A 23,572-nucleotide genomic window follows, 5' to 3' on the forward strand; every position below is an offset into this window, starting at 1 on the left:
CTCAGACGCAATAAATTAAAAAAGCCAGGCAATGCCTGGCTTTTTACTATTTGCAGATTAGGATTCTTTGCTTTTCTTTTCTGCCATATCAGCAAGACGTTTTAAGCGTTCTTGGATTTTTGGCGGAGCCATGTCAGCAATGATTAATAGCGAGTTTGCTGCTGCTTCTGTCAACGGTGGCCGCTTTGGTTTTTGTTCTTGCTCGTAGTGATTACGGTAGAGAGATGGATTAATCCTTACTTCTACGCTCATCAGTTTTGCATGTCCTTGGCTTCTTAGTTTGTTTAAGATCATCAAACGATCATAATCGATCTTCATTTTGATCGCGGCACTAGATACATCGATCAATAAATGGCCGCCTCGCACGTTTGCCACACGGCAATGATCAGCCGTTCCTTTCGGTAAGATCTCTTGTAACGCTCTGTTCAGTAGTAAGATCTCGCCTGCGTGTTCTTGAAGCTGACTAAGCCGGGATTCAGCGATGAGATCTTCAGTAGAGGTAGGACGGTGGTCGCGCATAGGTAAAAACTAATTTTGTTGAGATAAAGCTATTCTAGAGCAGCTTTCTGCTCAGGTATAGTTTACATTATGGCCTTTAATCTATAGTTGCATATCTCTGATGGATATTTCTGATTGCTTGAGACACAAAGCTTTGGGGATTTTGCATGAGAATATTGGCTAATCCATCATCAGTTTGGATAAAAACTTCCGAGTGCTTCAAACAAATTGGGCTATTTATGGTTGGATTGAAGAAAAATCCTTACACTATGCCACATTGTTTCAAATTTAAGCCTTGAAAATTGGACGTTTGAACTCAATATCTTTGATAAATGATTTATCTCAGTATTCTTAGTTCCAAACTGGTAGAGACTGAAGGCATTCAAGTAGATCGGGAACGGTCTGATAAACGAGAGATTTACATAAAATGATAACTAAGCTACTGACAAAAGTAATTGGCAGTCGCAACGACCGAACACTGCGCCGCCTTAGAAAAATTGTAAAAGAAATAAATAACTACGAACCGACGTTCGAAGCACTATCAGATGAAGAACTAAAAGCGAAAACAGTTGAGTTTCGTGAACGCCTAGAACAAGGTGAAACGCTTGATAAGCTGCTTCCAGAAGCATTTGCTACGGTTCGTGAAGCATCTAAGCGTGTGTACGGTATGCGTCACTTCGATGTTCAGCTTATCGGTGGTATGGTACTGAACGGTGGTCAAATTGCGGAAATGCGCACTGGTGAAGGTAAAACTTTAACTGCAACCCTTCCTGCTTACCTAAACGCACTTCCAGGTAAAGGCGTACACGTAGTCACAGTGAACGACTACCTAGCAACACGTGATGCTGAGACTAACCGTCCATTATTTGAATTTCTAGGTATGACTGTTGGCGTGAACGTGCCAAACATGCCACCTCAAGCGAAGAAAGAAGCTTATCAAGCCGACATCCTGTACGGCACAAACAACGAGTTTGGTTTTGACTACCTACGTGACAATATGGCTTTCCGCAACGAAGACCGTGTTCAACGCGCACGTTTCTTTGCTGTAGTCGATGAGGTGGACTCAATCCTTATCGATGAAGCTCGTACTCCTCTGATTATCTCTGGTCCAGCAGAAGATAGCTCCGAGCTATACACTCGTATTAATCTATTGATTCCAAATCTGCAAAAACAAGATAAAGAAGATTCTGAAGAATACCGCGGTGATGGTCACTACACCGTAGATGAGAAATCCAAACAGGTTCACTTAACTGAAACGGGCCAAGAGTTCGTTGAAGAGCTGATGGTGAAAAATGGCCTGATGGAAGAGGGTGACACGCTTTACTCTCCAACTAACATCAGCCTGCTGCACCACGTAAATGCAGCACTTCGTGCACACGTATTGTTCGAACGTAACGTAGATTATATCGTTAACGAAGACGGCGAAGTGGTTATCGTTGATGAACACACTGGTCGTACAATGCCGGGTCGTCGTTGGTCTGAAGGTCTTCACCAAGCGGTTGAAGCGAAAGAAGGCGTTAAGATTCAAAACGAAAACCAAACGCTGGCTTCGATTACTTTCCAGAACTACTTCCGTCTATACGAAAAACTGTCAGGCATGACAGGTACAGCGGATACAGAAGCATTCGAATTCCAATCGATTTACGGTCTAGAAACGGTTGTTATCCCAACTAACAAACCTATGATTCGTGACGATATGCCAGATGTTGTTTACCGTACTGAAGCAGAAAAATTTGCTGCCATCATCGAAGACATCAAAGAGCGTGTAGAGAAAGGTCAACCATCTCTAGTGGGTACGGTTTCAATCGAGAAATCAGAGCTGCTATCTAACGCGCTTAAGAAAGCTAAGATCAAGCACAACGTACTGAATGCGAAATTCCACGAGAAAGAAGCTGAAATCGTTGCAGAAGCTGGTAAACCTGGCGCGGTAACTATCGCGACCAACATGGCTGGTCGTGGTACCGATATCGTGTTGGGTGGTAGCTGGCAAGCGAAAGTAGAAGCACTACAAGATCCAACCAAAGAACAGATCGACGCTATCAAAGCTGAGTGGAAACAGGTTCACGATCAAGTACTAGAGTCAGGTGGTCTACACATCATCGGTACTGAGCGTCACGAATCTCGTCGTATCGATAACCAGCTACGTGGTCGTTCTGGTCGTCAAGGCGATGCGGGTTCATCTCGTTTCTACCTATCGATGGAAGATTCACTGTTGCGTATCTTCACTTCAGATCGTATGGCTAGCCTTATCCAAAGTGGTATGGAAGAAGGTGAAGCGATCGAATCTAAGATGCTGTCTCGTTCAATCGAAAAAGCACAGCGTAAAGTGGAAGGTCGTAACTTCGATATCCGTAAACAACTTCTTGAATACGATGACGTGGCGAACGATCAACGTAAAGTGGTTTACGAATTGCGTGATGAGCTAATGAGCGTTGACGACATTAGCGACATGATCGAGCAAAACCGTGAAGATGTTATTACGGCGATCATCGACGAATACATTCCACCACAATCTCTAGAAGATATGTGGGATGTGGAAGGTCTACAAGAGCGCTTGAAAGCAGACTTCGATCTAGATGCGCCAATCAAGCAATGGCTTGAAGAAGACGACAAGCTATACGAAGAAGCGCTACGTGAGAAGATCACTAACCTAGCGGTTGAAGTTTACAAAGCGAAAGAAGAAGTGGTTGGCGCACAAGTGCTACGTAACTTCGAGAAGTCAGTTATGCTTCAAACGCTAGATACGCTATGGAAAGAACACCTAGCAGCGATGGATCATCTACGTCAAGGTATTCACTTGCGTGGTTACGCGCAGAAGAACCCGAAACAAGAGTACAAGCGTGAGTCGTTTGAACTGTTTGAAGGTCTACTAGAAGCGCTGAAAACAGACGTGATTACTGTTCTATCTCGCGTTCGTGTTCAACAGCAAGAAGAAGTTGAACGTATGGAAGAGCAGCGTCGCGCGCAAGCTGAAGAAGCGGCTCGTCGTGCACAAGCTCAACACGCGGCAGCACAGAACCCATTGTCTGAAGGTGAAGAGTCTGAAGAAGGTTCTCATCAGCCAATGGTTCGCGAAGAGCGTAAAGTGGGACGTAATGAGCCTTGTCCATGTGGCAGCGGCAAAAAGTACAAACAGTGCCACGGTAAAATCGACTAATACAGTCTGAAAACATAAATAAAGAGTCGCTTAGGCGGCTCTTTTTGTATTGATATACCCAAGTAACCTCGAGATGCTTGGTTCAGCGAGAATGACTTGGTTTGAAGGCGAGGCAACAATTTGAAGATCTAGTGGTTCTAAATCGAAAATTGTTAACGAAGCATGCGAACCAAGGCAACTCGCCCTTCGGGAGCGTGTCACTGAAGCAACTTCATCGTCAAACAACTTGGAAATAGCGTGCTATTCCGCTTCGTTGTTTTCCTTGAACTTGAATCAGTGACGACGCTCTGAATCTAGCATCTTGAAGTGACTTGGGTATAGATCTAGGAACGAATCTAATGAAAAGAATTCACATTGTTGCGGCGATCATCTTCAACCAAGACAAATCGCAAATCTTCATCACCAAACGTCCAGATGACAAACACAAAGGCGGCTTTTGGGAGTTTCCTGGCGGCAAAGTTGAGCAAGGTGAAAGTGTTGAACAAGCGATGATCCGTGAACTCGAGGAAGAGATTGGTATTACGGCGACAGAGCAAGCCTTGTTTGAGCACTTGGAATACGATTATCCAGATAAGTCTCTGAAGTTTGATTTCATGACGGTAACTCAATTCAATAACCAACCTTATGGTCGCGAAGGCCAAGAAGGTTGTTGGGTGGATATTGCTGCATTGCCTGATTACGCCTTCCCTGAAGCGAATGTACCTATCCTCGAACGAGTGGTAAAAGAGTTTTCCTAACTCACCGCGAACTATCTTGTGGTTAACACAGGATATTGTTAGTTTAAAAAGATATCGCGAAACGAAAGAGGACGAGGCAAACCTCGTTTATCCAGAGAAGGAGAGAAAGCGCAATGGTTCGTATTGCAATCGCAGGAGCGGCTGGCCGTATGGGTCGCAACCTAGTAAAGGCCTCACACTTAAATCCGGAAGCCTCTGTTGCAGCAGGCTCTGAACGTCCAGAGTCTTCATTAGTTGGCGTTGATGTGGGTGAATTGTGTGGTGAGGGTAAGTTTGATGTCTTTCTGACAGATGATTTAGCAAAAGAAGTCGAGAACTTTGATGTTGTTATCGACTTTACTGCTCCAGTGAGCACGCTAGCGAATCTAGAGCTATGTAAGCAACATGGTAAGAGCATTATTATTGGTACAACGGGCTTCAGTGAAGAAGAGCGTGAACTGATTGATGAAGCCGCTAAGCAAGTGCCTGTTGTCATGGCTCCAAACTATTCTGTTGGCGTGAACCTAGTCTTCAAGCTTCTTGAGAAAGCAGCCAAAGTCATGGGCGACTACTGTGATGTTGAGATTGTTGAAGCGCATCACCGCCATAAAGTGGATGCGCCTTCAGGTACAGCGATTGGTATGGGTGAAGCCATTGCTGGTGCAATGGGCAACAAACTGAGTGATGTGGCGGTGTACGCGCGTGAAGGCATTACTGGTGAGCGCACTAAAGATGAGATCGGTTTTGCCACTATTCGTGCTGGTGATATCGTCGGTGAGCATACTGCGATGTTTGCTGATATCGGTGAGCGAGTTGAGATCACACACAAAGCGACCGACCGTATGACCTTTGCTAATGGTGCCGTTAAGGCAGCTGTTTGGTTACATTCTAAACCAGCAGGCTTTTATACCATGACCGATGTCCTCGGGCTGAATGAGCTTTAAGTACATAATTATTCGCCGGCGCAAGCCGGCTTTTTTGTATTTGAAGAAAATTATGTAAATGAAATGAGTACGTGAGATGCGCGTGTTATCGATAGTTTGATTGGTATTTTGGGTGGTTTTGCTATTTATCTTGGTGTAATGCTCAAAAGTAAGTGTTGATTTTACTGGATGAACGTTTGCGCAAAAATCTCAGAAAATTTTGTGATCTGTAATAAGTTCAAATTTGTAAAATTCACAAAAAAGTCACGGTAGCTGATGTGTAGGTAAGTAAAACTTACTTTTTTAGGGCTTTTTCTGTTGAAACGCCCTTACTAGCTAGAAAGTGATAATTTATTTTTCAATGTGTGTTGACAGTTTCCAAGTCCGTCTTTAGAATACCGCCAATTTGTCAAAAATACCTGTTTATGTAAATAATCAAGGTAAAGGAAGGCAAATTTGCAGCTTAATTTATTTTTTATGCATTTTTATTCTGGAGGTTGTCTTGGGTAAATTAGCACTGTTAGTCCTAGAAGATGGGACAGTGTTCCGCGGTGTTTCCATTGGAGCAGATGGTATTTCCGTTGGTGAAGTTGTTTTTAATACCTCGATGACGGGGTACCAAGAAATTCTCACTGATCCTTCCTATTCTCAACAAATCGTTACTCTTACTTATCCTCACATTGGCAATACCGGAACCAATTCCGAAGACGAAGAATCCTCTTCAATCCACGCACAAGGCCTTGTGATTCGCGATCTCCCTCTTATCGCTTCTAACTTCCGTAATGAACAATCCCTTTCTGATTACCTCAAGTCGCAAAACATCGTCGGCATTGCAGACATCGACACGCGTAAGCTAACTCGTATCCTGCGTGAAAAAGGTGCTCAAAACGGTTGTATCGTAGCTGGTAATAACCTAGACGAAGCTTTGGCATTAGCGAAAGCAAAAGAATTCCCTGGTTTGAAAGGAATGGATCTTGCGAAAGAGGTTACAACAAAAGAAGCGTATCAATGGAAACAAGGTTCGTGGACGCTTGAGGGTGGACTTCCAGAAGCGAAAGACGACAGCGAATTGCCATATCACGTTGTTGCCTACGACTTCGGCGCAAAACGCAACATCCTGCGCATGTTGGTTGACCGAGGCTGCCGCCTAACGGTTGTTCCTGCTGAAACTTCAGCAGAAGAAGTTCTGGCTCTAAACCCAGATGGCGTTTTCCTATCAAACGGCCCTGGTGACCCAGAACCATGTACTTACGCGATTGAAGCGACAAAAGTATTCCTAGAAAAAGGCCTGCCAATCTTTGGTATCTGTCTAGGCCACCAAATCCTTGCGCTAGCATCGGGTGCACAAACAGTGAAAATGAAGTTTGGTCACCACGGCGCAAACCACCCAGTAAAAGATTTGGAGCGTAATGTTGTGATGATTACGTCGCAGAACCACGGTTTTGCAGCAGACGAAGCAACACTACCTGAAAATCTACGTGCTACTCACGTATCGCTATTTGATGGTTCTCTACAAGGTATCCACCGTACAGATAAACCAGCATTTAGCTTCCAAGGTCACCCTGAAGCGAGCCCAGGTCCACACGACGCGGCACCGCTATTTGACCACTTTATCGAACTAATCAAAAAACACAGCGCTTAATTCGGAGTAGTAGATAATGCCAAAACGTACTGACATTCAAAGTATTCTTATTCTTGGTGCTGGTCCGATTGTTATCGGTCAGGCATGTGAGTTTGACTACTCTGGCGCACAAGCGTGTAAAGCACTGCGTGAAGAGGGTTACCGAGTTATCCTAGTAAACTCTAACCCTGCAACCATCATGACTGACCCAGACATGGCGGATGCAACTTACATCGAGCCAATCCAATGGGAAGTGGTTCGCAACATCATCGCGAAAGAAAAGCCGGATGCAGTACTACCTACAATGGGTGGCCAAACTGCATTGAACTGTGCACTAGACCTAGAGAAGCACGGTGTTCTTGAAGAGTTCGGCGTTGAGATGATTGGTGCGACTGCTGACGCAATCGACAAAGCGGAAGACCGTTCTCGTTTCGATAAAGCGATGAAGTCTATCGGCCTTGAGTGTCCACGTGCAGATACTGCAAAAACGATGGAAGAAGCTTACGCTGTACTCGATATGGTTGGCTTCCCATGTATCATCCGTCCATCTTTCACAATGGGTGGTACTGGCGGTGGTATCGCATACAACAAAGAAGAGTTCGAAGAAATTTGTCGTCGCGGTCTAGACCTGTCGCCAACTAACGAGCTTCTTATCGATGAATCTCTTATCGGTTGGAAAGAGTACGAGATGGAAGTGGTTCGTGACAAAGCGGACAACTGTATCATCGTATGTGCGATTGAAAACTTCGACCCAATGGGCATCCACACGGGTGACTCAATCACGGTTGCACCAGCGCAAACACTAACAGACAAAGAATACCAGCTAATGCGTAACGCATCTCTAGCAGTACTGCGTGAGATCGGCGTTGAAACTGGTGGTTCAAACGTACAGTTTGGTATCAACCCGAAAGATGGTCGTATGGTTATCATCGAGATGAACCCGCGTGTATCTCGCTCTTCTGCTCTAGCTTCAAAAGCAACAGGTTTCCCAATCGCTAAGATTGCAGCAAAACTTGCTGTTGGCTTTACGCTAGACGAGCTAATGAACGACATTACTGGCGGCGCTACGCCAGCATCATTCGAACCAACAATCGACTACGTAGTAACGAAGATTCCTCGCTTTAACTTCGAGAAATTTGCTGGTGCTAACGACCGTCTAACGACGCAAATGAAGTCTGTTGGTGAAGTTATGGCTATTGGCCGTAACCAGCAAGAATCTCTACAAAAAGCGCTTCGCGGCCTAGAAGTTGGTGCGACTGGCTTTGACGAAATGGTTGACCTAGATGCGCCAGACGCACTGACGAAAATCCGTCATGAGCTGAAAGAAGCAGGCGCAGAGCGTATTTGGTACATCGCGGATGCATTCCGTGCCGGTATGTCAGTAGATGGCGTATTCAACCTAACGCAAATCGACCGTTGGTTCCTAGTTCAAATCGAAGACATCGTTAAACTTGAGCAAGAGCTAAAAGCAAAAGGCTTCGCGGGTCTGAACAAAGACGAGCTAAACAAGCTGAAGCGTAAAGGTTTTGCTGATGCGCGCCTATCTAAGATTCTAGGTGTTGCGGAAAGCGAAATCCGTCGTCTTCGTGACCAGTACGACATCCACCCAGTGTACAAGCGCGTTGATACGTGTGCGGCTGAGTTCTCTTCTGATACAGCTTACATGTACTCATCTTACGATGACGAGTGTGAAGCGAACCCAACAGACAAAGACAAGATCATGATTCTAGGCGGCGGTCCAAACCGTATCGGCCAAGGTATCGAATTTGACTACTGTTGTGTACACGCATCGCTAGCACTACGTGAAGATGGCTACGAAACTATCATGGTTAACTGTAACCCTGAGACAGTTTCTACGGACTACGACACGTCTGACCGTCTGTACTTCGAACCAGTAACACTGGAAGACGTACTAGCCATCGCTCGTGTTGAGAAGCCAAAAGGCGTTATCGTTCAGTACGGTGGTCAAACACCACTTAAACTGGCTCGTGCACTTGAAGCGGCTGGCGTGCCAATCATCGGTACTAGCCCAGATGCAATTGACCGTGCAGAAGACCGTGAGCGTTTCCAAGTTGCAGTTGACCGTCTAGGTCTTTTACAGCCAGAAAACGCGACGGTAACGACGATGGAGCAAGCGGTAGAGAAATCTCGTGAAATCGGTTACCCACTGGTTGTACGTCCGTCTTACGTACTTGGTGGTCGTGCGATGGAAATCGTATACGACGAGCAAGATCTACGTCGCTACTTCAACGAAGCAGTTAGCGTATCAAACGAATCTCCAGTTCTACTAGATAGCTTCCTAGACGACGCAGTTGAAGTCGATATCGATGCTATCTGTGACGGTGAGCGCGTGGTTATCGGCGGTATCATGGAGCACATCGAGCAAGCGGGTGTTCACTCTGGTGACTCAGCATGTTCTCTTCCTGCATACACGTTAAGCCAAGAAATCCAAGACGTAATGCGCGAGCAAGTTGAAAAGCTAGCGTTCGAGTTGGGTGTTCGTGGTCTGATGAACACGCAGTTTGCGGTTAAGAACAACCAAGTATACCTAATCGAGGTGAACCCTCGTGCAGCGCGTACAGTACCGTTCGTATCTAAAGCAACAGGTGCACCAATCGCTAAGATTGCTGCGCGTGTAATGGCGGGTCAATCGCTAGAGTCTCAAGGCTTTACGAAAGAAATCATCCCACCTTACTACTCAGTGAAAGAAGTTGTACTGCCATTCAACAAATTCCCTGGTGTTGACCCACTGTTAGGCCCAGAAATGCGCTCTACTGGTGAGGTTATGGGTGTTGGTGCTACGTTTGCAGAAGCTTACGCGAAAGCAGAATTGGGTTGTGGCAACATTTACCCAGAAGGTGGTCGTGCACTACTGTCTGTTCGTGCAGGTGACAAAGAGCGCGTTGTGGACCTAGCGTCTAAGTTGACAAAACTTGGTTACCAGCTAGATGCAACGCACGGCACAGCTGTCATTCTTGGCGAAGCGGGTATTAACCCACGTCTAGTAAACAAAGTACACGAAGGTCGCCCTCATATTCTTGACCGTATCAAGAACAACGAGTACACCTACATCGTGAACACTGCTGCTGGCCGTCAAGCGATTGAAGACTCTAAAGTTCTTCGTCGAGGTGCATTGGCTGAGAAAGTGAACTATACGACAACGCTAAACGCTGCATTCGCAACTTGTATGGCACACACTGCAGACGCGAAGAGCACGGTAACTTCGGTTCAAGAGCTACACGCAAAAGTGAAAGCTAGCCTAGAAGCGTAATAGATAAAAATCAGTAAGCCCGAAAAATAGGGCTTATATGACAACCTCATTGCCCGCTCATTTGAGCGGGCTTTTTTTGTCTTTAAGGTTTCTTAAAATGGAGAGAATTGAAATGCGCTAAGAAAGCTTGGTAGAGTGGACTTTTGTATAGCATCAAACTGATAACTGAAAGTAACGTCCCTAAAGATGATGCAATAGTACTGCCATTTGTAATAACAAAATTAGCGCTGCAAGTAACAAGAATAAATGCAATGGTGAGCAAGTTTACTTTCGCTGCAATACTCAAGCCCTTGCTTATAGTCAGAATATTTGGCACACATATTACTGTCGCAGTTATGGTACCGAAGAGAATGAAATAAGTATCGAGCTCCATTTGTCGAGTGATAGAAAACCATTCACTCCAGATGCTTAGGCTTATTGCTAGACCAATGGTTAATGCTAAATATAAGCATATGCTTATTAATATGTTCACAATGCCAATCGATTTAGTATTCAACTTTCAACTCCTCATAAATGCCAATGGCAAGGTTTTTGATCTCACCTGAATAGCCGCTTCCAACTATGCTCACTGAGCCTCCAATAGCGTCGAGGAGTTGGTGGGAAATAGATGTAGAAATAGTTGCTTGTGAATACCTTTTAGGTATCACCCCAGACAACGTAAGCTGCTTGCGCGCTTTACTTGAAAACGTAGGAAGGTTTTTACGGACAATTTCTTTAGTCAAGTTTGCTCGTTCTTGTCTGTTTAGTCCTTTTAGGATCTCGGAGACTCCTTTTCCGGTGGTTTGTTTGAGAGATAGAACCATTTTTGTTGTCTGATATCCGCTTACACTAGCTCCAGCTAAAGATATGTAATCTAAAGCTTTTGTTGTGTTTTTGTACCATTCATTACTGTCTAAATTAGATAGCTTATCTGGTGATTTTGAAGCCATTACAGTTCTTGCTACTCCTATAGAGCATTGGGCTGTAGCCGCGGCAGTCGCTCCAAATGAAATATAGGACATGGCTAAACCAGCGGGACCACTAATGGGTATTGTCAAACCGGAGCCAATAACACCAAGCCACCCAATAGCAGCTCCAATGCAGCTAATGCTCGCTGACAAAAGTTCTTGATTGAACTTGGATTTGGGCTCTTCCTGTTTTATCTCTTTTGCAAACTCATGCGTGGCTTGAGCTTTTATCGGCTCACGTAAGACGATGAAAATGGGGTTGATACGGCATGTAGACTTAAAGTCTCTCAAGCGAATAATGGTAAATTTGCTATCGATATAAATAACCCCAGCACCCGAAGTTTCAGGCCTAGAGTCTATGACTCTGAAAAGCTGTTTTAGATTTACGGTTTGTTCTATACGAGAACGTAGCTGTTGCTCTTTGATTGATGGGCGAATCCCTAAAGCATCCATTGTTTTCACTTTCTATGAGATTGAATTTACCAGATTAGGCCAGTGTTTTTCTTTCCCATCAAAAAAATGAAATGCTCTTGAGAGTGAATTCGATTGGAAATGTAATTGATACATTTAACGTATCATTTCTTGGATTTTTCTTATTGATGAATATTAGGAATAGGTTGATGTCTTGAGTTTCCTTTTGCGCGTTGGTGTGGTGGTGCTATCGTTGCCTTCTCTTCGTTACACATTTTTACAAGGACGCATAAGTGGAAATCACTTTTGAGATTTTAGTTGCATTGTTTTTTGTTGCATCGGCAGCGGGATTTATCGATGCAATGGCTGGTGGTGGTGGCCTATTGACTCTGCCTGCTTTATTGGCGGCGGGGCTTAGTCCCACTCAGGCGCTAGCGACCAACAAGTTACAAAGCTCATTCGGAAGTTTTTCTGCCAGTTGGTATTTTGTGCGTAATGGTATTGTTAGCCTTAAAGAGATGCGCTTAGCGATTCTATGCACCTTTATTGGGTCTGCTATTGGTGCAGAAGCTGTACAGTTTATTGATGCCGGGATACTAACCAGCCTTATTCCAGTATTACTTATCGCGATTTCACTCTACTTTTTGCTTTCTTCAACCTCGAAAGCGGCTGAGGGTGAACCAAAGCTCTCTGAAGCTATGTTCGCTCTGTGTGTTGGTGGTGGTGTTGGTTTTTACGATGGTTTTTTTGGGCCGGGTACTGGCTCTATATTTGCGCTCTGCTTTGTCGCGCTTGGTCACTTCTCGTTAGTTGATGCAACGGCTCGAACTAAGATTCTTAACTTCACTTCGAATATTGCGGCTTTGCTGTTCTTTATTCTAGCGGGCTTACCTGTGTGGGAAATCGGTTTGACTATGGCTGTAGGTGGCTTTATTGGTGCTCAACTTGGTGCCAAAGTGGTGGTAACCAAAGGACAAAAGTGGATTCGACCTTTAGTTATAACTATGTCAATGCTGATGGCGGCGAAACTTCTTTGGCAACAACATCAACAATGGCTTCTATCACTGTTTTAACTCGTTCATTACGATAGGCGTTGTGGCGTAGGCAGATGTGTATTGGACGAATCAAGGGGGCGAGTTCCTCGAAGTTGTAACAGTACTCCTCCGCTATATTCAGTGTTTTAATGATCGACCTTGGAATTAGAGCTGGCGCCATACCACCTAACGCTAATTGTGCTGCTGCCGTGTACGAATCCATTTCCATTAAAGGCTGGATATTGTGTTTAGAGAGCACGGCCTGCTGATAAGTGTTGGCTGGATTATTTAAGTCATTGGTCAGAATTGCTTTTGGCATCTTTGTGAGCTCATGTCTGCTTATGATAGAGAAAGGCTCATCTGCTAGATGATAACTCATCAAACCATGATGAGGAGGTAAGTAACCCGCGCAGAATCCAAGAGTGGCTTTGCCTGATTTTACGTTTTCTACGATTCGTGGCGTATGGTTGGTTGAAATTCTTAGGTATGGATCTTGGGCTAAGCGCTCTTCCATGATCAAACTGAGGTAACCTGCTACCAACGTTTCCGAACAGTCTATTTTTATCAATGACGAATCTTCGAGCTCTTGTTGGTCATGTATCTGACCACGCAACTCATTAAATGTAGGCTCGATAGTGCTTATTAGTGCTATAGCATCTGAAGTGAGCTTTATATGGCGACCATTTGGTTCTATCAACTTCTTCCCTAGTTTTTTTTCTAGGTTCGCAATCCGTTTGCTGACTGCTGATTGACTGATGTAAAGCTGACTTCCAGTACGACTCATGGTCTTTTCTTTACTCAATACCAAGAGTGTTTCGATGCCTTCCAGTAACATGCCTATCCATGAATGTTGGGAATAATAGCCTTAATATAACCAAGCTTTGTGCGAGAAGCGATAGGCGTGGGGCAAACAAAAAGAGCCGTCGATTAGGACGGCTCTTTTTAGTTAATTAGCTGAAGATTATCGATTGATGGCAAAGGTTGGCAGTGATAAGTGCCAGCGAATCGCACCAAGACGAATAATCAATGTCGAAACGACGCCAGCGAGTAGGGCGAAAGAGTGGTCATGACCCATGCTCAATGCCGTGGTGTGGAAAATACCGCCTATGATACATGCGGTAGCGTAGACTTCGCTTCTTAAAACCATTGGTACTTCACGAGCTAACACATCGCGAATGATGCCACCACCACAGCCAGTAATGACACCCATGATCACCGCTACCATGCCGGATGCATTGTAGGCCAGGGCTTTTTCAACACCGATACCAACAAATACTGCCAAACCAATCGCGTCACATACGGGAAGCACCCACCAAGGTAGACGTTTAGGACGACGAACCAGAATCATGGTGAGCAAACAGGTAATGAAAATTACCCAAAGATAGGTAGTGTCAGTGATCCAGAATACCGGGGTTGCGCCAAGCGCCATATCACGAATAGTGCCACCGCCAATAGCAGTCACACTACCGAGCACGATCACACCGAAAGGATCCATCTTTAATCGGCCTGCGAGCAAAACACCAGAAACCGCAAAGACAGCAGTACCGAATAAATCGATCATATAAAGCAGCATGGAGTCCATGTTACTTGGTACCTTATAAACAAATTGTGGGGGAACAGAAATGGGACGGAAATTGTACGGGATTTCCAACGGAAACGTTAGCGTTTTTGCCGAACGGTTTCAAAGTGTTCGCACACCTCTGTGATCGCGTTTAAGGTTCTCGGGGTTGGTCGGTTGATCCAATCGGAATTGAGTGACCAAACATGGTCATTTTTTAATGCAGGGATGTCGTTTTTCCACTCTGCCCACATACCATCATCACTCATGGCATGGCGAGAGGTAAATAGGACTTCGGGTTGGCGAGTAATCACTTGCTCGAGACTGACTTGCGGGTAAGGGGCACTGCCTTTGGCAAAGATATTCTCTCCACCGCAGAAGGTGAAAACTTCACTTGGCCAGTTCTTGCCTGCAACAGTGATGATCGGTTTTTCACTTAACTGATAGAAGTAGCTGACTTTATCTTCGGTATCGTACTTTTCTTTTAGTACTTCCAGTTGCGCGCGAAAATCTGCAGCGGCCTTTTGTCCTACATCCGGTTTTTCACTGTACTGGCTGAGCTGCTCAATATTCTTGGCTATGTCTTCTAGCGTCCCTGTTGTTGAATAGTAGAGAGGGATACCAAATTGTGTGAGCTTCTCAAGTTCTTTGGCTGGATTTCCTGCCGGCCAAGCGATAACCAAATCGGGCTGCAGGGCGATGATGCGTTCGAGTTTGATACCTTGGTAGTTTGATACTTTTTCTAGATCTTTGGCTTGCTCAGGGTAGTCACTCATCTCACTGACCGCGATCAGCTTGTCTCCAAGACCTGCTGCATAGGCAATTTCCGTTGCGTGTGGTGCCAGACTGATGACACGTTGAACAGGCTCATTGGCAAAAGAAACGGCAGAGAAGATAAGAGAGAGGGCAAAGCAAAGTTTTTTCATCATAGTCCTTGATAAATGAATCCGAGAATTAGGCTTTGGATAACAATCCAAGCAAAGATACGCCAAACGATTAAGGTTTGGATTTGCGCTAGATGAATGGCGGATGGCGCAATGCGACCACCTATTTTTGCTCGTTCAGCTCGCTGTCCTTGATATAAAGCAGGACCACCTAGCGACAATTGAAGCTTGTTACCAATTGAGCACAACAACCAAGCTGGCCCTGGAAGCGGCCAAGATTTCGCTTGTTGAAGCATAGCGGTTGAAACGCTTGATACGTTTTTACCCACACCAATAAACATAGCGAATAAGCGCAATGGAATGATTTCTAGCGCCGCTGTTAATTGAATTACAGGCTTACCAAATGGGGAATATTGACGGCGACTTGGGGACCATGCTCGAGCAAGTTCAGCGGTTAGGCGATACATCAGCGCACCAATTCCACCAGTTAATCCATACCAAAACAGCACACAAACTACATTACGTCCGTAACCCATGATGATGGTCTCTGCTCCAGCTTTACCAATGCCTAGTAGCGATAAGCTCTCTGTATCGCGATTAAGGTAAGGTTTGAGTAGTGCTCGGCACTGTGCTTTGTTCTCATTCGACATTGCGGTGACCAGTTGTTTAGCAAGTGATTCGTTGTTTCGCCAGTCGAGAGCAATAAGCAGCAATGCCAACTCAAATAACGGAGCTTGCCAAACTAAAGGCTTCATCGCGAGCAGCAATATCAAGCAAGGCACAAGCATAAGAAGAAGCGCGAGTCCGCCAGAGATGATACTTTGCGAGTAGTTGTGGTTGTTATTGACTTTGCTTGCTAGTTGCTCGGCGAACTTATGCCAAAGCGTCACTGGATGCGCAGCGTGTGGAATGGGGAGCAGGAGATGGAATACTAATGCGCCCCACATGACGAGGAGCGCACCATTGGCATAAAATTGCTGAAAGGTTTCTTCCATGAAATTCGATAGACTTACTTAGTCAGTTCCAACATTTTGAATACCATTTCTGATGAGCTTTTCGCTGCTAGCGGTAGGAACTCTTCGAAGCTCATTGGCGATTCTTTATCTGCTACGTCTGAGATAGCGCGCACAACAACAAATGGAGTATTGAATTGGTGACAAGTTTGAGCGATAGCAGATGCTTCCATTTCTACAGCGATAACTGACGGGAAGTGCTTACGAATGAAGTCTTGGCGCTCTGCAGTGCAAACAAACGCATCACCAGTACAGATAAGACCGCGAACTGCGTGAGTGTTTTCCATTTGAGCCAGTGCTTTTTCAGCAAGGTCCATTAACTTCTCATCCGCTTTGAATGCCGCTGGTTGGCCAGCCATTTGACCTATTTCGTAGCCAAACGCCGTTACGTCTGCATCGTGGTGACGAACTTCTGTTGAGATAACAACGTCTCCTAGGTTTAGGCTTGAGTCAAAGCCGCCTGCAGAACCAGTGTTGATCACCACATCTGGTTGGTACTCGTCTAGCAGAATGGTTGTACCTACTGCTGCCGCTACTTTACCGATGCCAGATTGAAGCAGTACCACATCAACGTCGTTAATCTGACCAGAGAAAAACGTACAACCTGCTTTGTTTACTGTTTGGCAGTTTGTCATTGCTTCTTTCATGATGGTGACTTCTTGTTCCATCGCACCGATGATACCAACTTTCATAACACTCTCTTTCGATAAAAATTTAAGTTGGCGAGAGTATACCACTCTGCACCAATATGTGGTTGTTATTTGATTAATCCAGCATTCGCCAACAGTGCCCGTAATTGTTCGGCACGCTTACGGTTCACACCAAAGTCTGAATAGCCAACGCGAGATTCTGAGCGAACAATTAACTGATCGCCTTCGAGCTTGAGTTCTAAATCATCCACAAAGCGCATGATTTTAGATGTGCACTCGATTCGCAGGTAATTACCTTCTTTCACCGCTGTTTTCGCCCCCGGCAGTTCAAGTGCCACTTGCTCAATAGCATCGATGTTCGCTGAATCAGCTAGGGTGAATGGCGTTAGGTTATATTCTTCACGCGTGTCTTGGGTGGAAACGCAGTTTGGTTTGTCACCACAAGGTGATTGAGAACGATCCGTCATGGTTGTGACTCCTTGGCTACAAGCAGTTAAGCCGAGCAAAGTGATGGAAAGGAGAGCGGCTTTTTTCATTGTATTTACTCATATAATTTTGCTTCTAATTATATGGATACAAAAGAAAAAGGATCCAATAATAGGATCCTTTTTGTGATGTTAGCTGTGATTAAACTTCGAGGTAATCGAGAATGCCTTCTGCCGCTTTTCGTCCTTCATCAATTGCAGTGACGACCAGATCTGAGCCTCGCACCGCATCGCCACCCGCGAAGATCTTTTCGTTGCTGGTCTGGAATTGGAACTCTTGCTTAGCAGGGGCTTTGATACGACCCCATTGATCCAAATCGACATCAAACGGAGCTAACCAGTCCATTTTGTGTGGCTGGAAACCAAACGCCATGATCACGACGTCTGCCGGTAGAACATGCTCGCTGCCTTCTACTGGCTCTGGACGGCGACGACCTGCTTCATCAGGCTCACCAAGAGCGGTTTTCACCACTTTGACCCCCGAGACTTTGCCAGACGCATCCACTTCAATCCCTAGTGGCTGAAGATTGAACATGAACTTCACGCCTTCTTCTTTGGCGTTTTTCACCTCACGGCGAGAGCCGGGCATATTGGCTTCATCACGACGGTAAGCACATACCACGTTTGACGCGCCTTGGCGGATAGAGGTTCGAACACAGTCCATAGCGGTATCACCACCACCCAATACCACAACGCGTTGTTTCGCCATGTCGATAAAAGGTTGGTCGTGCTCTAAATCCATCACTTTGTAGGTATTTGAAATCAAGAATGGCAGAGCGTCGTAAACGCCCGGCGCGCCCTCATTTTCTAACCCTGCACGCATGTATTTGTAGGTGCCTACACCTAAAAAGACAGCATCGTACTCATCAAGCAACTCTTGCATTTGCACATCTTTGCCTACTTCGACATTCATGCGGAACTCAACACCCATCTCGGTGAAGACGCGGCGGCGGTTTTCCATCACGCCTTTTTCAAGCTTGAATGAAGGGATACCGAAGGTCAGTAGGCCTCCAATTTCAGGATAGCGGTCAAATACGACAGGTTTCACGCCATTGCGCACAAGGATATCAGCGGCTGCCAAGCCTGCTGGGCCTGCACCAATGATGGCAACCTTTTTGTCGGTCCACTCCACCTTGGACATATCAGGTTTCCAGCCCATTTCGAAGGCTTTGTCGGTAATGTATTTTTCAACGTTACCTATAGTGACTGCACCAAAGTCCTCATTAAGAGTACAAGAGCCCTCACATAGACGATCTTGCGGACATACTCGGCCACAAACTTCAGGCAAGCTGTTGGTTTGGTGCGATAGCTCAACGGCTTCGAGGATACGACCTTCATTGGCTAGCTTTAGCCATTGTGGGATGTAGTTGTGGACAGGGCACTTCCATTCACAATATGGGTTACCACAATCTAAGCAGCGATCCGCCTGCGCAGTCGCTTGTTGCTTGGTAAACGGTTCATAGATTTCAACGAACTCGATCTTACGAACTTTGATAGGCTTCTTCGCAGGATCTACGCGTTGAACATCGATAAATTGATAAACGTTCTGACTCATGATTCAAACATCCTCCATGATTACTGGGCTTGAACGCGCAGTTCTGCGGCACTGCGACTCTGGTGACCAAGTAGCGTGCGCAAGTCCGCCGCTTGTGGTTTCACCAAGTAGAACTTTGGAATCCATTCATCAAAGTTCGCCAAGATATCTTCTGCGTGGCTAGAGCCGGTTTCTTCGAGATGTTCGGCAATCAGACCACGTAAGTGCTCTTGGTGGATGTAGAGATCCGATAGAGAAATCGCTTCAACAGACTCGTTGTTCACGCGACCTTGGAAGTCTTGGTTCTCATCCAATACGTAAGCAAAACCGCCAGTCATGCCTGCGCCAAAGTTCACGCCTGTCGCGCCAAGAATGGCAACAATACCGCCGGTCATGTACTCACAAGCGTTATCGCCAGCGCCTTCAATGACAGCAATCGTACCTGAGTTACGTACGCCGAAACGCTCACCGGCTTTACCTGCAGCAAACAACTTACCGCCGGTTGCCCCGTACAGACAGGTGTTACCAATGATGGTCGCTTCATTACACTTAAATGCAGTGCCAAGGTGAGGTTTGATAACCACCTTACCGCCAGCCATGCCTTTACCTACGTAGTCGTTTGCATCGCCAGTGAGATAAAGCTCTACGCCACCCGCGTTCCAAACGCCAAATGACTGACCTGCAGTGCCATCCAAGTGCAGTTTGATTGGCGTTGCCGCCATGCCTTGGTTGCCGTAACGCTGAGCGATTTCACCTGATAGGCGAGCACCCACAGAACGGTCGGTGTTGATCACGTTGTAGAAGAAGCTAGCAGATTGACGTTTTTCAACCGCTTGTAGTGCGTCTTCGATGATCTTGTTGTTTAGCTCTGCTTTATCAAATGGTGTATTTGGTTGTGTCCAGTAAAGAGGATGTCCTTCTGGAGAGACTGGTGCCTCAAGGATATTCGACAAATCCAGCTTGGTTTGTTTTGCTGTCAGACCTTCAACGGTTTCCAACAAATCGGTACGACCAATCAAGTCAGTCAGTTTTTCAACACCAAGTTCAGCGAGCAATCCGCGTACTTCGTCTGCCAGACCAATGAAGTAGTTCATCACCATTTCCGGAAGACCTTTGAAGTACTCTTTACGCAGCGTCTCGTCTTGAGTTGCAACGCCAGTAGCACAGTTGTTGAGGTGACAAATACGTAGGAACTTACAACCCATAGCCACCATTGGCGCAGTACCAAAACCGAAGCTTTCTGCACCGAGAATCGCCGCTTTCACCACGTCTAGGCCAGTCTTTAGACCACCATCTACCTGTAGACGAATCTTATGACGTAGACCATTAGCAACTAGTGCTTGTTGTGTTTCTGCCAATCCCAACTCCCAAGGGCTACCTGCGTATTTCACTGAGGTTAATGGGCTTGCTGCGGTACCGCCGTCGTAACCCGAGATGGTAATGAGATCAGCGTAAGCTTTCGCGACACCTGTTGCGATGGTTCCTACGCCTGGTTCAGATACTAATTTCACCGAAACTAGCGCATTTGGATTGACCTGTTTTAAGTCGAAGATCAGCTGGGCCAAATCTTCAATCGAATAAATATCGTGGTGCGGAGGAGGGGAAATCAGAGTTACTCCCTGTACCGAATAACGCAGTTTTGCGATTTCTGCAGTGACTTTGTGTCCCGGTAACTGACCACCTTCACCTGGCTTCGCACCCTGTGCCACCTTGATCTGCAGTACGTCTGCATTGGTTAGGTAGTGAGGCGTAACACCAAATCGACCTGAAGCAATCTGCTTGATACGTGAGTTACGCTCTGTACCGAAGCGACGTGGATCTTCACCACCTTCACCTGAGTTAGAGTAGCCTCCGAGACGATTCATCGCTGTTGCAAGTGCTTCGTGTGCTTCTGGGCTAAGTGCACCAATGGACATTGCCGCTGAGTCAAAACGTTTGAATAGTTCTGTACTTGGCTCGATTTGCTCAAGTGGTAGTGGGGAGTCTGATTTTTTCAGCGACATTAGGTCACGCAGCATGGCAACAGGGCGTTGGTTCACCTGCTTAGCAAAGCTCTGATAATCGTTACTTTCGCCTGACTTCACAGCGGTTTGCAGTGTACCAACCACGTCTGGGTTGTAGGCGTGATATTCACCACCATGGACATATTTCAATAAACCACCATGCTCGATGGCTTTACGTTTCGCCCAAGCTTTACGAGAAAGGTTGTACAAGTCTTGTTGGAAGTCGTCGAAGTTAGCGCCTTCAATACGAGTTGTTACACCTTTAAAGCACAAATCGACCACTTCTTGGCTCAAGCCAACTGCTTCAAACAGTTGCGAGCAACGGTAAGAGGCGATGGTAGAAATCCCCATTTTCGACATGATCTTGTACAGACCTTTGTTGATGCCGTATTGGTAATTTTGCATCACATCGCGATAGTCTTTTTCTAGCGCTTTATCATCAATCAGTTTACCTAGCGCTTCATAAGCTAGGTATGGGTAAACTGCAGTGGCGCCAAAGCCAAGCAAGACAGCAAATTGGTGTGGGTCACGTGCCGTGGCTGTCTCAACCACAATGTTGGCATCACAACGTAAGTTCGCATCGATCAGGCGAGTTTGAACCGCTCCGACCGCCATTGCTGCAGGAATTGGCAGTTTGCCTTTGACTAAAGCACGATCCGAAAGCACCACTAGCACAGTGCCTTCACGCACCACGTGTTCGGCTTGCTCACACAGATCATCAATGGCTTGTTTAAGATCTTTCTGTTGTGGATCGTAGTTGATATCGAGAATGGTATTACGGTAGTGATCGTCACCAAGCTCGAGTAACTGCTGCATGTCTGAGTAAAGTAATACCGGCGAATCGAAGGTCACTCGGTAGGCGTGGCCATCGGTTTCACAGAAGACGTTCATCTCCTGACCAATACTGGTCGCCAGTGACATGACGTGTTTTTCACGCAATGGATCGATTGGCGGGTTGGTTACCTGAGCAAACTTTTGGCGGAAGTAATCAGTTACCAAGCGCTCTTTAGAGGATAAGACGGCCATCGGGGTGTCATCACCCATGGAGCCGACCGCTTCTTGGCCCATATCACCAAGGACACGCAGTACTTGATCGACTTCTTCATTACTCATGGCGAATTGCTTTTGATAAGTCTTAAGCAAGTCTTCATCAAAGCTACGTTCGCCAACTTGATCTTCAGCTAACTGAGCAAAAGGTGTGAGTTTGCGAACGTTGTTTTCCATCCACTCGCGGTAAGGGTGACGAGATTTCAGATCGTTATCGATCTCGCTCGATTGCCAAAGCTTACCTTTTCGAGTGTCGATAACCAGCAGTTCACCCGGACCAACACGGCCTTTTTCTGCGACCTCATCCGGAGCGTAATCCCAAATCCCCACCTCAGAAGCTAGAGTGATCAACTTGTCCTTGGTAATCACATAACGTGCAGGACGCAGACCATTTCGATCTAGGTTACAGGCAGCGTAACGACCATCGGACAGTACGATACCAGCCGGGCCATCCCATGGTTCCATGTGTTTGGAGTTGAAGTCGTAAAACGCTCGAAGATCCGGATCCATATCTGGGTGGTTTTGCCATGCTGGTGGCACAAGCATGCGCATGGCGCGGAAGATATCCATACCGCCTGCTAAAAAGAGATCCAACATATTATCTAAGCTGGAAGAATCTGAGCCAGTCTCGTTCACAAATGGTGCCGCAGTTTGTAGGTCTGGCAGCAGTGGTGATGAGAACTTGTAAGCACGAGCACGTGCCCATTGTCGGTTACCATCAATGGTATTGATCTCACCATTATGAGCAAGGTAACGGAACGGTTGAGCCAGAGGCCAACGAGGCTGAGTATTCGTTGAAAAACGCTGGTGGAACAGGCAGATAGCAGATTCCATGCGTAGATCAGCAAGATCAAGATAGAAGCGCGGTAAGTCCGCAGGCATGCACAAGCCTTTGTACACCAGAACTTGTGTCGACAAGCTACAGATGTAGAAGTCAGGATCTTCTGTAATTTGTTTCTCGATGCGACGGCGTGCAATATAGAGGCGACGCTCAATGTCACGCTCGCGCCAACCTGCCGGAGCAGAGATAAAGACTTGCTGAATGTCTGGAAGTGAATCAGCAGCGATCGGACCGAGTACTTCTGAATTGGTTGGCACTTCACGCCAACCTGCAACAGTTAACGTCTCTTGTGCGAGTTCTTTGTTGACGATGTCCTTGGCGAGTTGAGCTTTCACCGGGTCTTGGTTGAAGAAAATCATCCCAACGGCGTATTGCTTGCCAAGGTTGAAGCCATTTTCTTCGGCGATAAGGCGTAAATAGGAATCGGGCTTTTGTAGAAGAAGACCGCAACCATCACCAGTTTTACCATCGGCGGCGATGCCACCACGGTGGGTCATGCGATCAAGTGCGGAAATTGCTGTACGTACCAGCTTGTGACTTTGCTCGCCTTCCATGTGCGCGATTAAGCCAAATCCACAGTTGTCTTTCTCAAGACTTGGATCATAAAGAGCCATTGCAATTCTCCCTTTGCTTATCTGTCATCCCGACAGATATATCAACACTGCTCAAGTTGATAATGATGACTAACTATGCGTCACTTTCTATGTTTTATGTATATCTATTCAATAAAATTCGTCAAATATCTTAACAAAAATTGTGTGTTTTATTTTCACCAACTTCACAAGCTATAGCTTATTGTAAAAAAGGTCAAGTTATTAGTGAATCATCGCGTGAATATGCGATTTACCATTTAATTGGCTGAAATAATTCAAGAAAAACAGTGAGATAGAAAAGTTATTGTTACAAAAAACTAACATTTGATTCTGGCGGGCATAAAAAAGACCAGCACAAAATGCTGGTCAAAATAAAAAGGTTGGAA

Annotated in this window: 17 protein-coding genes; 6 read left to right on the forward strand and 11 right to left on the reverse strand. The window is 45.9% G+C overall.

The window, feature by feature from the left end:
• Positions 1–57: 57 nt before the first annotated feature.
• Complete coding sequence (locus tag B853_RS01990; RefSeq protein WP_010445876.1) at positions 58–519, reverse strand: DUF721 domain-containing protein; 462 nt, start codon at positions 517–519, stop codon at positions 58–60.
• Between the two features lie 406 nt (positions 520–925).
• Between B853_RS01990 and secA the strand changes: the two genes are divergently transcribed.
• The 5 genes from secA (at position 926) to carB (ending at position 10,186) form a co-directional block, all read left to right on the forward strand.
• Positions 926–3,655 (forward strand): preprotein translocase subunit SecA, encoded by a 2,730-nt coding sequence (gene secA, locus B853_RS01995; protein WP_010445878.1) that lies wholly within the window; start codon positions 926–928, stop codon positions 3,653–3,655.
• A 338-nt stretch (positions 3,656–3,993) separates the two neighbouring features.
• Positions 3,994–4,392, forward strand: a complete 399-nt coding sequence (gene mutT, locus B853_RS02000) for an 8-oxo-dGTP diphosphatase MutT (RefSeq protein WP_038884191.1) — start codon at positions 3,994–3,996, stop codon at positions 4,390–4,392.
• A 113-nt stretch (positions 4,393–4,505) separates the two neighbouring features.
• Positions 4,506–5,315, forward strand: a complete 810-nt coding sequence (dapB, locus tag B853_RS02005) for a 4-hydroxy-tetrahydrodipicolinate reductase (protein WP_038884192.1) — start codon at positions 4,506–4,508, stop codon at positions 5,313–5,315.
• Between the two features lie 481 nt (positions 5,316–5,796).
• On the forward strand, positions 5,797–6,936 hold the full coding sequence (carA, locus tag B853_RS02010) for a glutamine-hydrolyzing carbamoyl-phosphate synthase small subunit (RefSeq protein ID WP_010445883.1): 1,140 nt from the start codon (positions 5,797–5,799) through the stop codon (positions 6,934–6,936).
• Positions 6,937–6,952: 16 nt separating this feature from the next.
• Positions 6,953–10,186: a carbamoyl-phosphate synthase large subunit gene (carB, locus tag B853_RS02015; protein ID WP_038884193.1), complete on the forward strand. Its 3,234-nt coding sequence runs from the start codon at positions 6,953–6,955 to the stop codon at positions 10,184–10,186.
• Between the two features lie 82 nt (positions 10,187–10,268).
• Here the strand turns inward: carB and B853_RS02020 are convergent, their stop codons facing one another.
• Both B853_RS02020 and B853_RS02025 read right to left on the reverse strand, forming a co-directional pair.
• A complete protein-coding gene (locus tag B853_RS02020; RefSeq protein ID WP_170001009.1) occupies positions 10,269–10,682 on the reverse strand; it encodes a hypothetical protein in 414 nt (137 codons plus the stop codon).
• Positions 10,672–11,586 carry a hypothetical protein gene (locus B853_RS02025; RefSeq protein WP_038884195.1) on the reverse strand — a complete coding sequence of 305 codons (915 nt, stop codon included), beginning with the start codon at positions 11,584–11,586 and terminating at the stop codon, positions 10,672–10,674. Before B853_RS02025 ends, B853_RS02020 begins: the two co-directional genes overlap by 11 nt.
• A gap of 251 nt (positions 11,587–11,837) precedes the next feature.
• Between B853_RS02025 and B853_RS02030 the strand changes: the two genes are divergently transcribed.
• Positions 11,838–12,617, forward strand: coding sequence for a TSUP family transporter (locus B853_RS02030; RefSeq protein ID WP_038884196.1), 780 nt, complete (start codon positions 11,838–11,840; stop codon positions 12,615–12,617).
• On the opposite strand, the gene B853_RS02035 is transcribed toward B853_RS02030, so the two are convergent.
• The 8 genes from B853_RS02035 to gltB all read right to left on the reverse strand — a co-directional run bounded on the left by B853_RS02035 (position 12,547) and on the right by gltB (position 23,207).
• Positions 12,547–13,413, reverse strand: coding sequence for a LysR family transcriptional regulator (locus B853_RS02035; protein WP_010445893.1), 867 nt, complete (start codon positions 13,411–13,413; stop codon positions 12,547–12,549). The two genes, B853_RS02030 and B853_RS02035, sit on opposite strands and share 71 nt — an antisense overlap.
• A gap of 126 nt (positions 13,414–13,539) precedes the next feature.
• Positions 13,540–14,160, reverse strand: coding sequence for a TRIC cation channel family protein (locus B853_RS02040; RefSeq protein ID WP_017190089.1), 621 nt, complete (start codon positions 14,158–14,160; stop codon positions 13,540–13,542).
• A 77-nt stretch (positions 14,161–14,237) separates the two neighbouring features.
• Positions 14,238–15,062 carry a vitamin B12 ABC transporter substrate-binding protein BtuF gene (gene btuF / locus B853_RS02045; RefSeq protein WP_038884197.1) on the reverse strand — a complete coding sequence of 275 codons (825 nt, stop codon included), beginning with the start codon at positions 15,060–15,062 and terminating at the stop codon, positions 14,238–14,240.
• Positions 15,062–16,015, reverse strand: a complete 954-nt coding sequence (locus B853_RS02050; protein WP_038884199.1) for a cobalamin biosynthesis family protein — start codon at positions 16,013–16,015, stop codon at positions 15,062–15,064. The genes btuF and B853_RS02050 overlap by 1 nt, the downstream gene beginning before the upstream one ends.
• A 14-nt stretch (positions 16,016–16,029) precedes the next feature.
• The gene (gene mtnN / locus B853_RS02055) at positions 16,030–16,725 is read right to left on the reverse strand and encodes a 5'-methylthioadenosine/S-adenosylhomocysteine nucleosidase (RefSeq protein ID WP_038884201.1); all 696 of its coding nucleotides are present in this window, start codon (positions 16,723–16,725) and stop codon (positions 16,030–16,032) included.
• 65 nt (positions 16,726–16,790) lie between these two features.
• A complete protein-coding gene (locus B853_RS02060; protein WP_010445903.1) occupies positions 16,791–17,219 on the reverse strand; it encodes a DUF1499 domain-containing protein in 429 nt (142 codons plus the stop codon).
• Between the two features lie 91 nt (positions 17,220–17,310).
• Positions 17,311–18,723: an FAD-dependent oxidoreductase gene (locus tag B853_RS02065; RefSeq protein ID WP_038884203.1), complete on the reverse strand. Its 1,413-nt coding sequence runs from the start codon at positions 18,721–18,723 to the stop codon at positions 17,311–17,313.
• A 20-nt stretch (positions 18,724–18,743) separates the two neighbouring features.
• Positions 18,744–23,207: a glutamate synthase large subunit gene (gene gltB / locus B853_RS02070; RefSeq protein WP_038884204.1), complete on the reverse strand. Its 4,464-nt coding sequence runs from the start codon at positions 23,205–23,207 to the stop codon at positions 18,744–18,746.
• Positions 23,208–23,572: the final 365 nt, after the last annotated feature.

Source organism: Vibrio rotiferianus CAIM 577 = LMG 21460, from assembly GCF_002741985.1.
In the GTDB taxonomy this organism is placed as follows: Bacteria; Pseudomonadota; Gammaproteobacteria; order Enterobacterales; family Vibrionaceae; genus Vibrio; species Vibrio rotiferianus.

What these genes read in the sequence shown, in the direction of transcription:
- B853_RS01990 (WP_010445876.1), bottom strand. Translation starts at nt 519, where the DNA reads ATGCGCGACCACCGTCCTACCTCTACTGAAGATCTCATCGCTGAATCC.
- B853_RS02050 (WP_038884199.1), bottom strand. Translation starts at nt 16,015, where the DNA reads ATGGAAGAAACCTTTCAGCAATTTTATGCCAATGGTGCGCTCCTCGTC.
- secA (WP_010445878.1), top strand. Translation starts at nt 926, where the DNA reads ATGATAACTAAGCTACTGACAAAAGTAATTGGCAGTCGCAACGACCGA.
- B853_RS02025 (WP_038884195.1), bottom strand. Translation starts at nt 11,586, where the DNA reads ATGGATGCTTTAGGGATTCGCCCATCAATCAAAGAGCAACAGCTACGT.
- B853_RS02060 (WP_010445903.1), bottom strand. Translation starts at nt 17,219, where the DNA reads ATGAAAAAAGCCGCTCTCCTTTCCATCACTTTGCTCGGCTTAACTGCT.
- B853_RS02040 (WP_017190089.1), bottom strand. Translation starts at nt 14,160, where the DNA reads ATGGACTCCATGCTGCTTTATATGATCGATTTATTCGGTACTGCTGTC.
- B853_RS02065 (WP_038884203.1), bottom strand. Translation starts at nt 18,723, where the DNA reads ATGAGTCAGAACGTTTATCAATTTATCGATGTTCAACGCGTAGATCCT.
- carB (WP_038884193.1), top strand. Translation starts at nt 6,953, where the DNA reads ATGCCAAAACGTACTGACATTCAAAGTATTCTTATTCTTGGTGCTGGT.
- B853_RS02035 (WP_010445893.1), bottom strand. Translation starts at nt 13,413, where the DNA reads ATGTTACTGGAAGGCATCGAAACACTCTTGGTATTGAGTAAAGAAAAG.
- gltB (WP_038884204.1), bottom strand. Translation starts at nt 23,207, where the DNA reads ATGGCTCTTTATGATCCAAGTCTTGAGAAAGACAACTGTGGATTTGGC.
- mtnN (WP_038884201.1), bottom strand. Translation starts at nt 16,725, where the DNA reads ATGAAAGTTGGTATCATCGGTGCGATGGAACAAGAAGTCACCATCATG.
- btuF (WP_038884197.1), bottom strand. Translation starts at nt 15,062, where the DNA reads ATGAAAAAACTTTGCTTTGCCCTCTCTCTTATCTTCTCTGCCGTTTCT.
- mutT (WP_038884191.1), top strand. Translation starts at nt 3,994, where the DNA reads ATGAAAAGAATTCACATTGTTGCGGCGATCATCTTCAACCAAGACAAA.
- dapB (WP_038884192.1), top strand. Translation starts at nt 4,506, where the DNA reads ATGGTTCGTATTGCAATCGCAGGAGCGGCTGGCCGTATGGGTCGCAAC.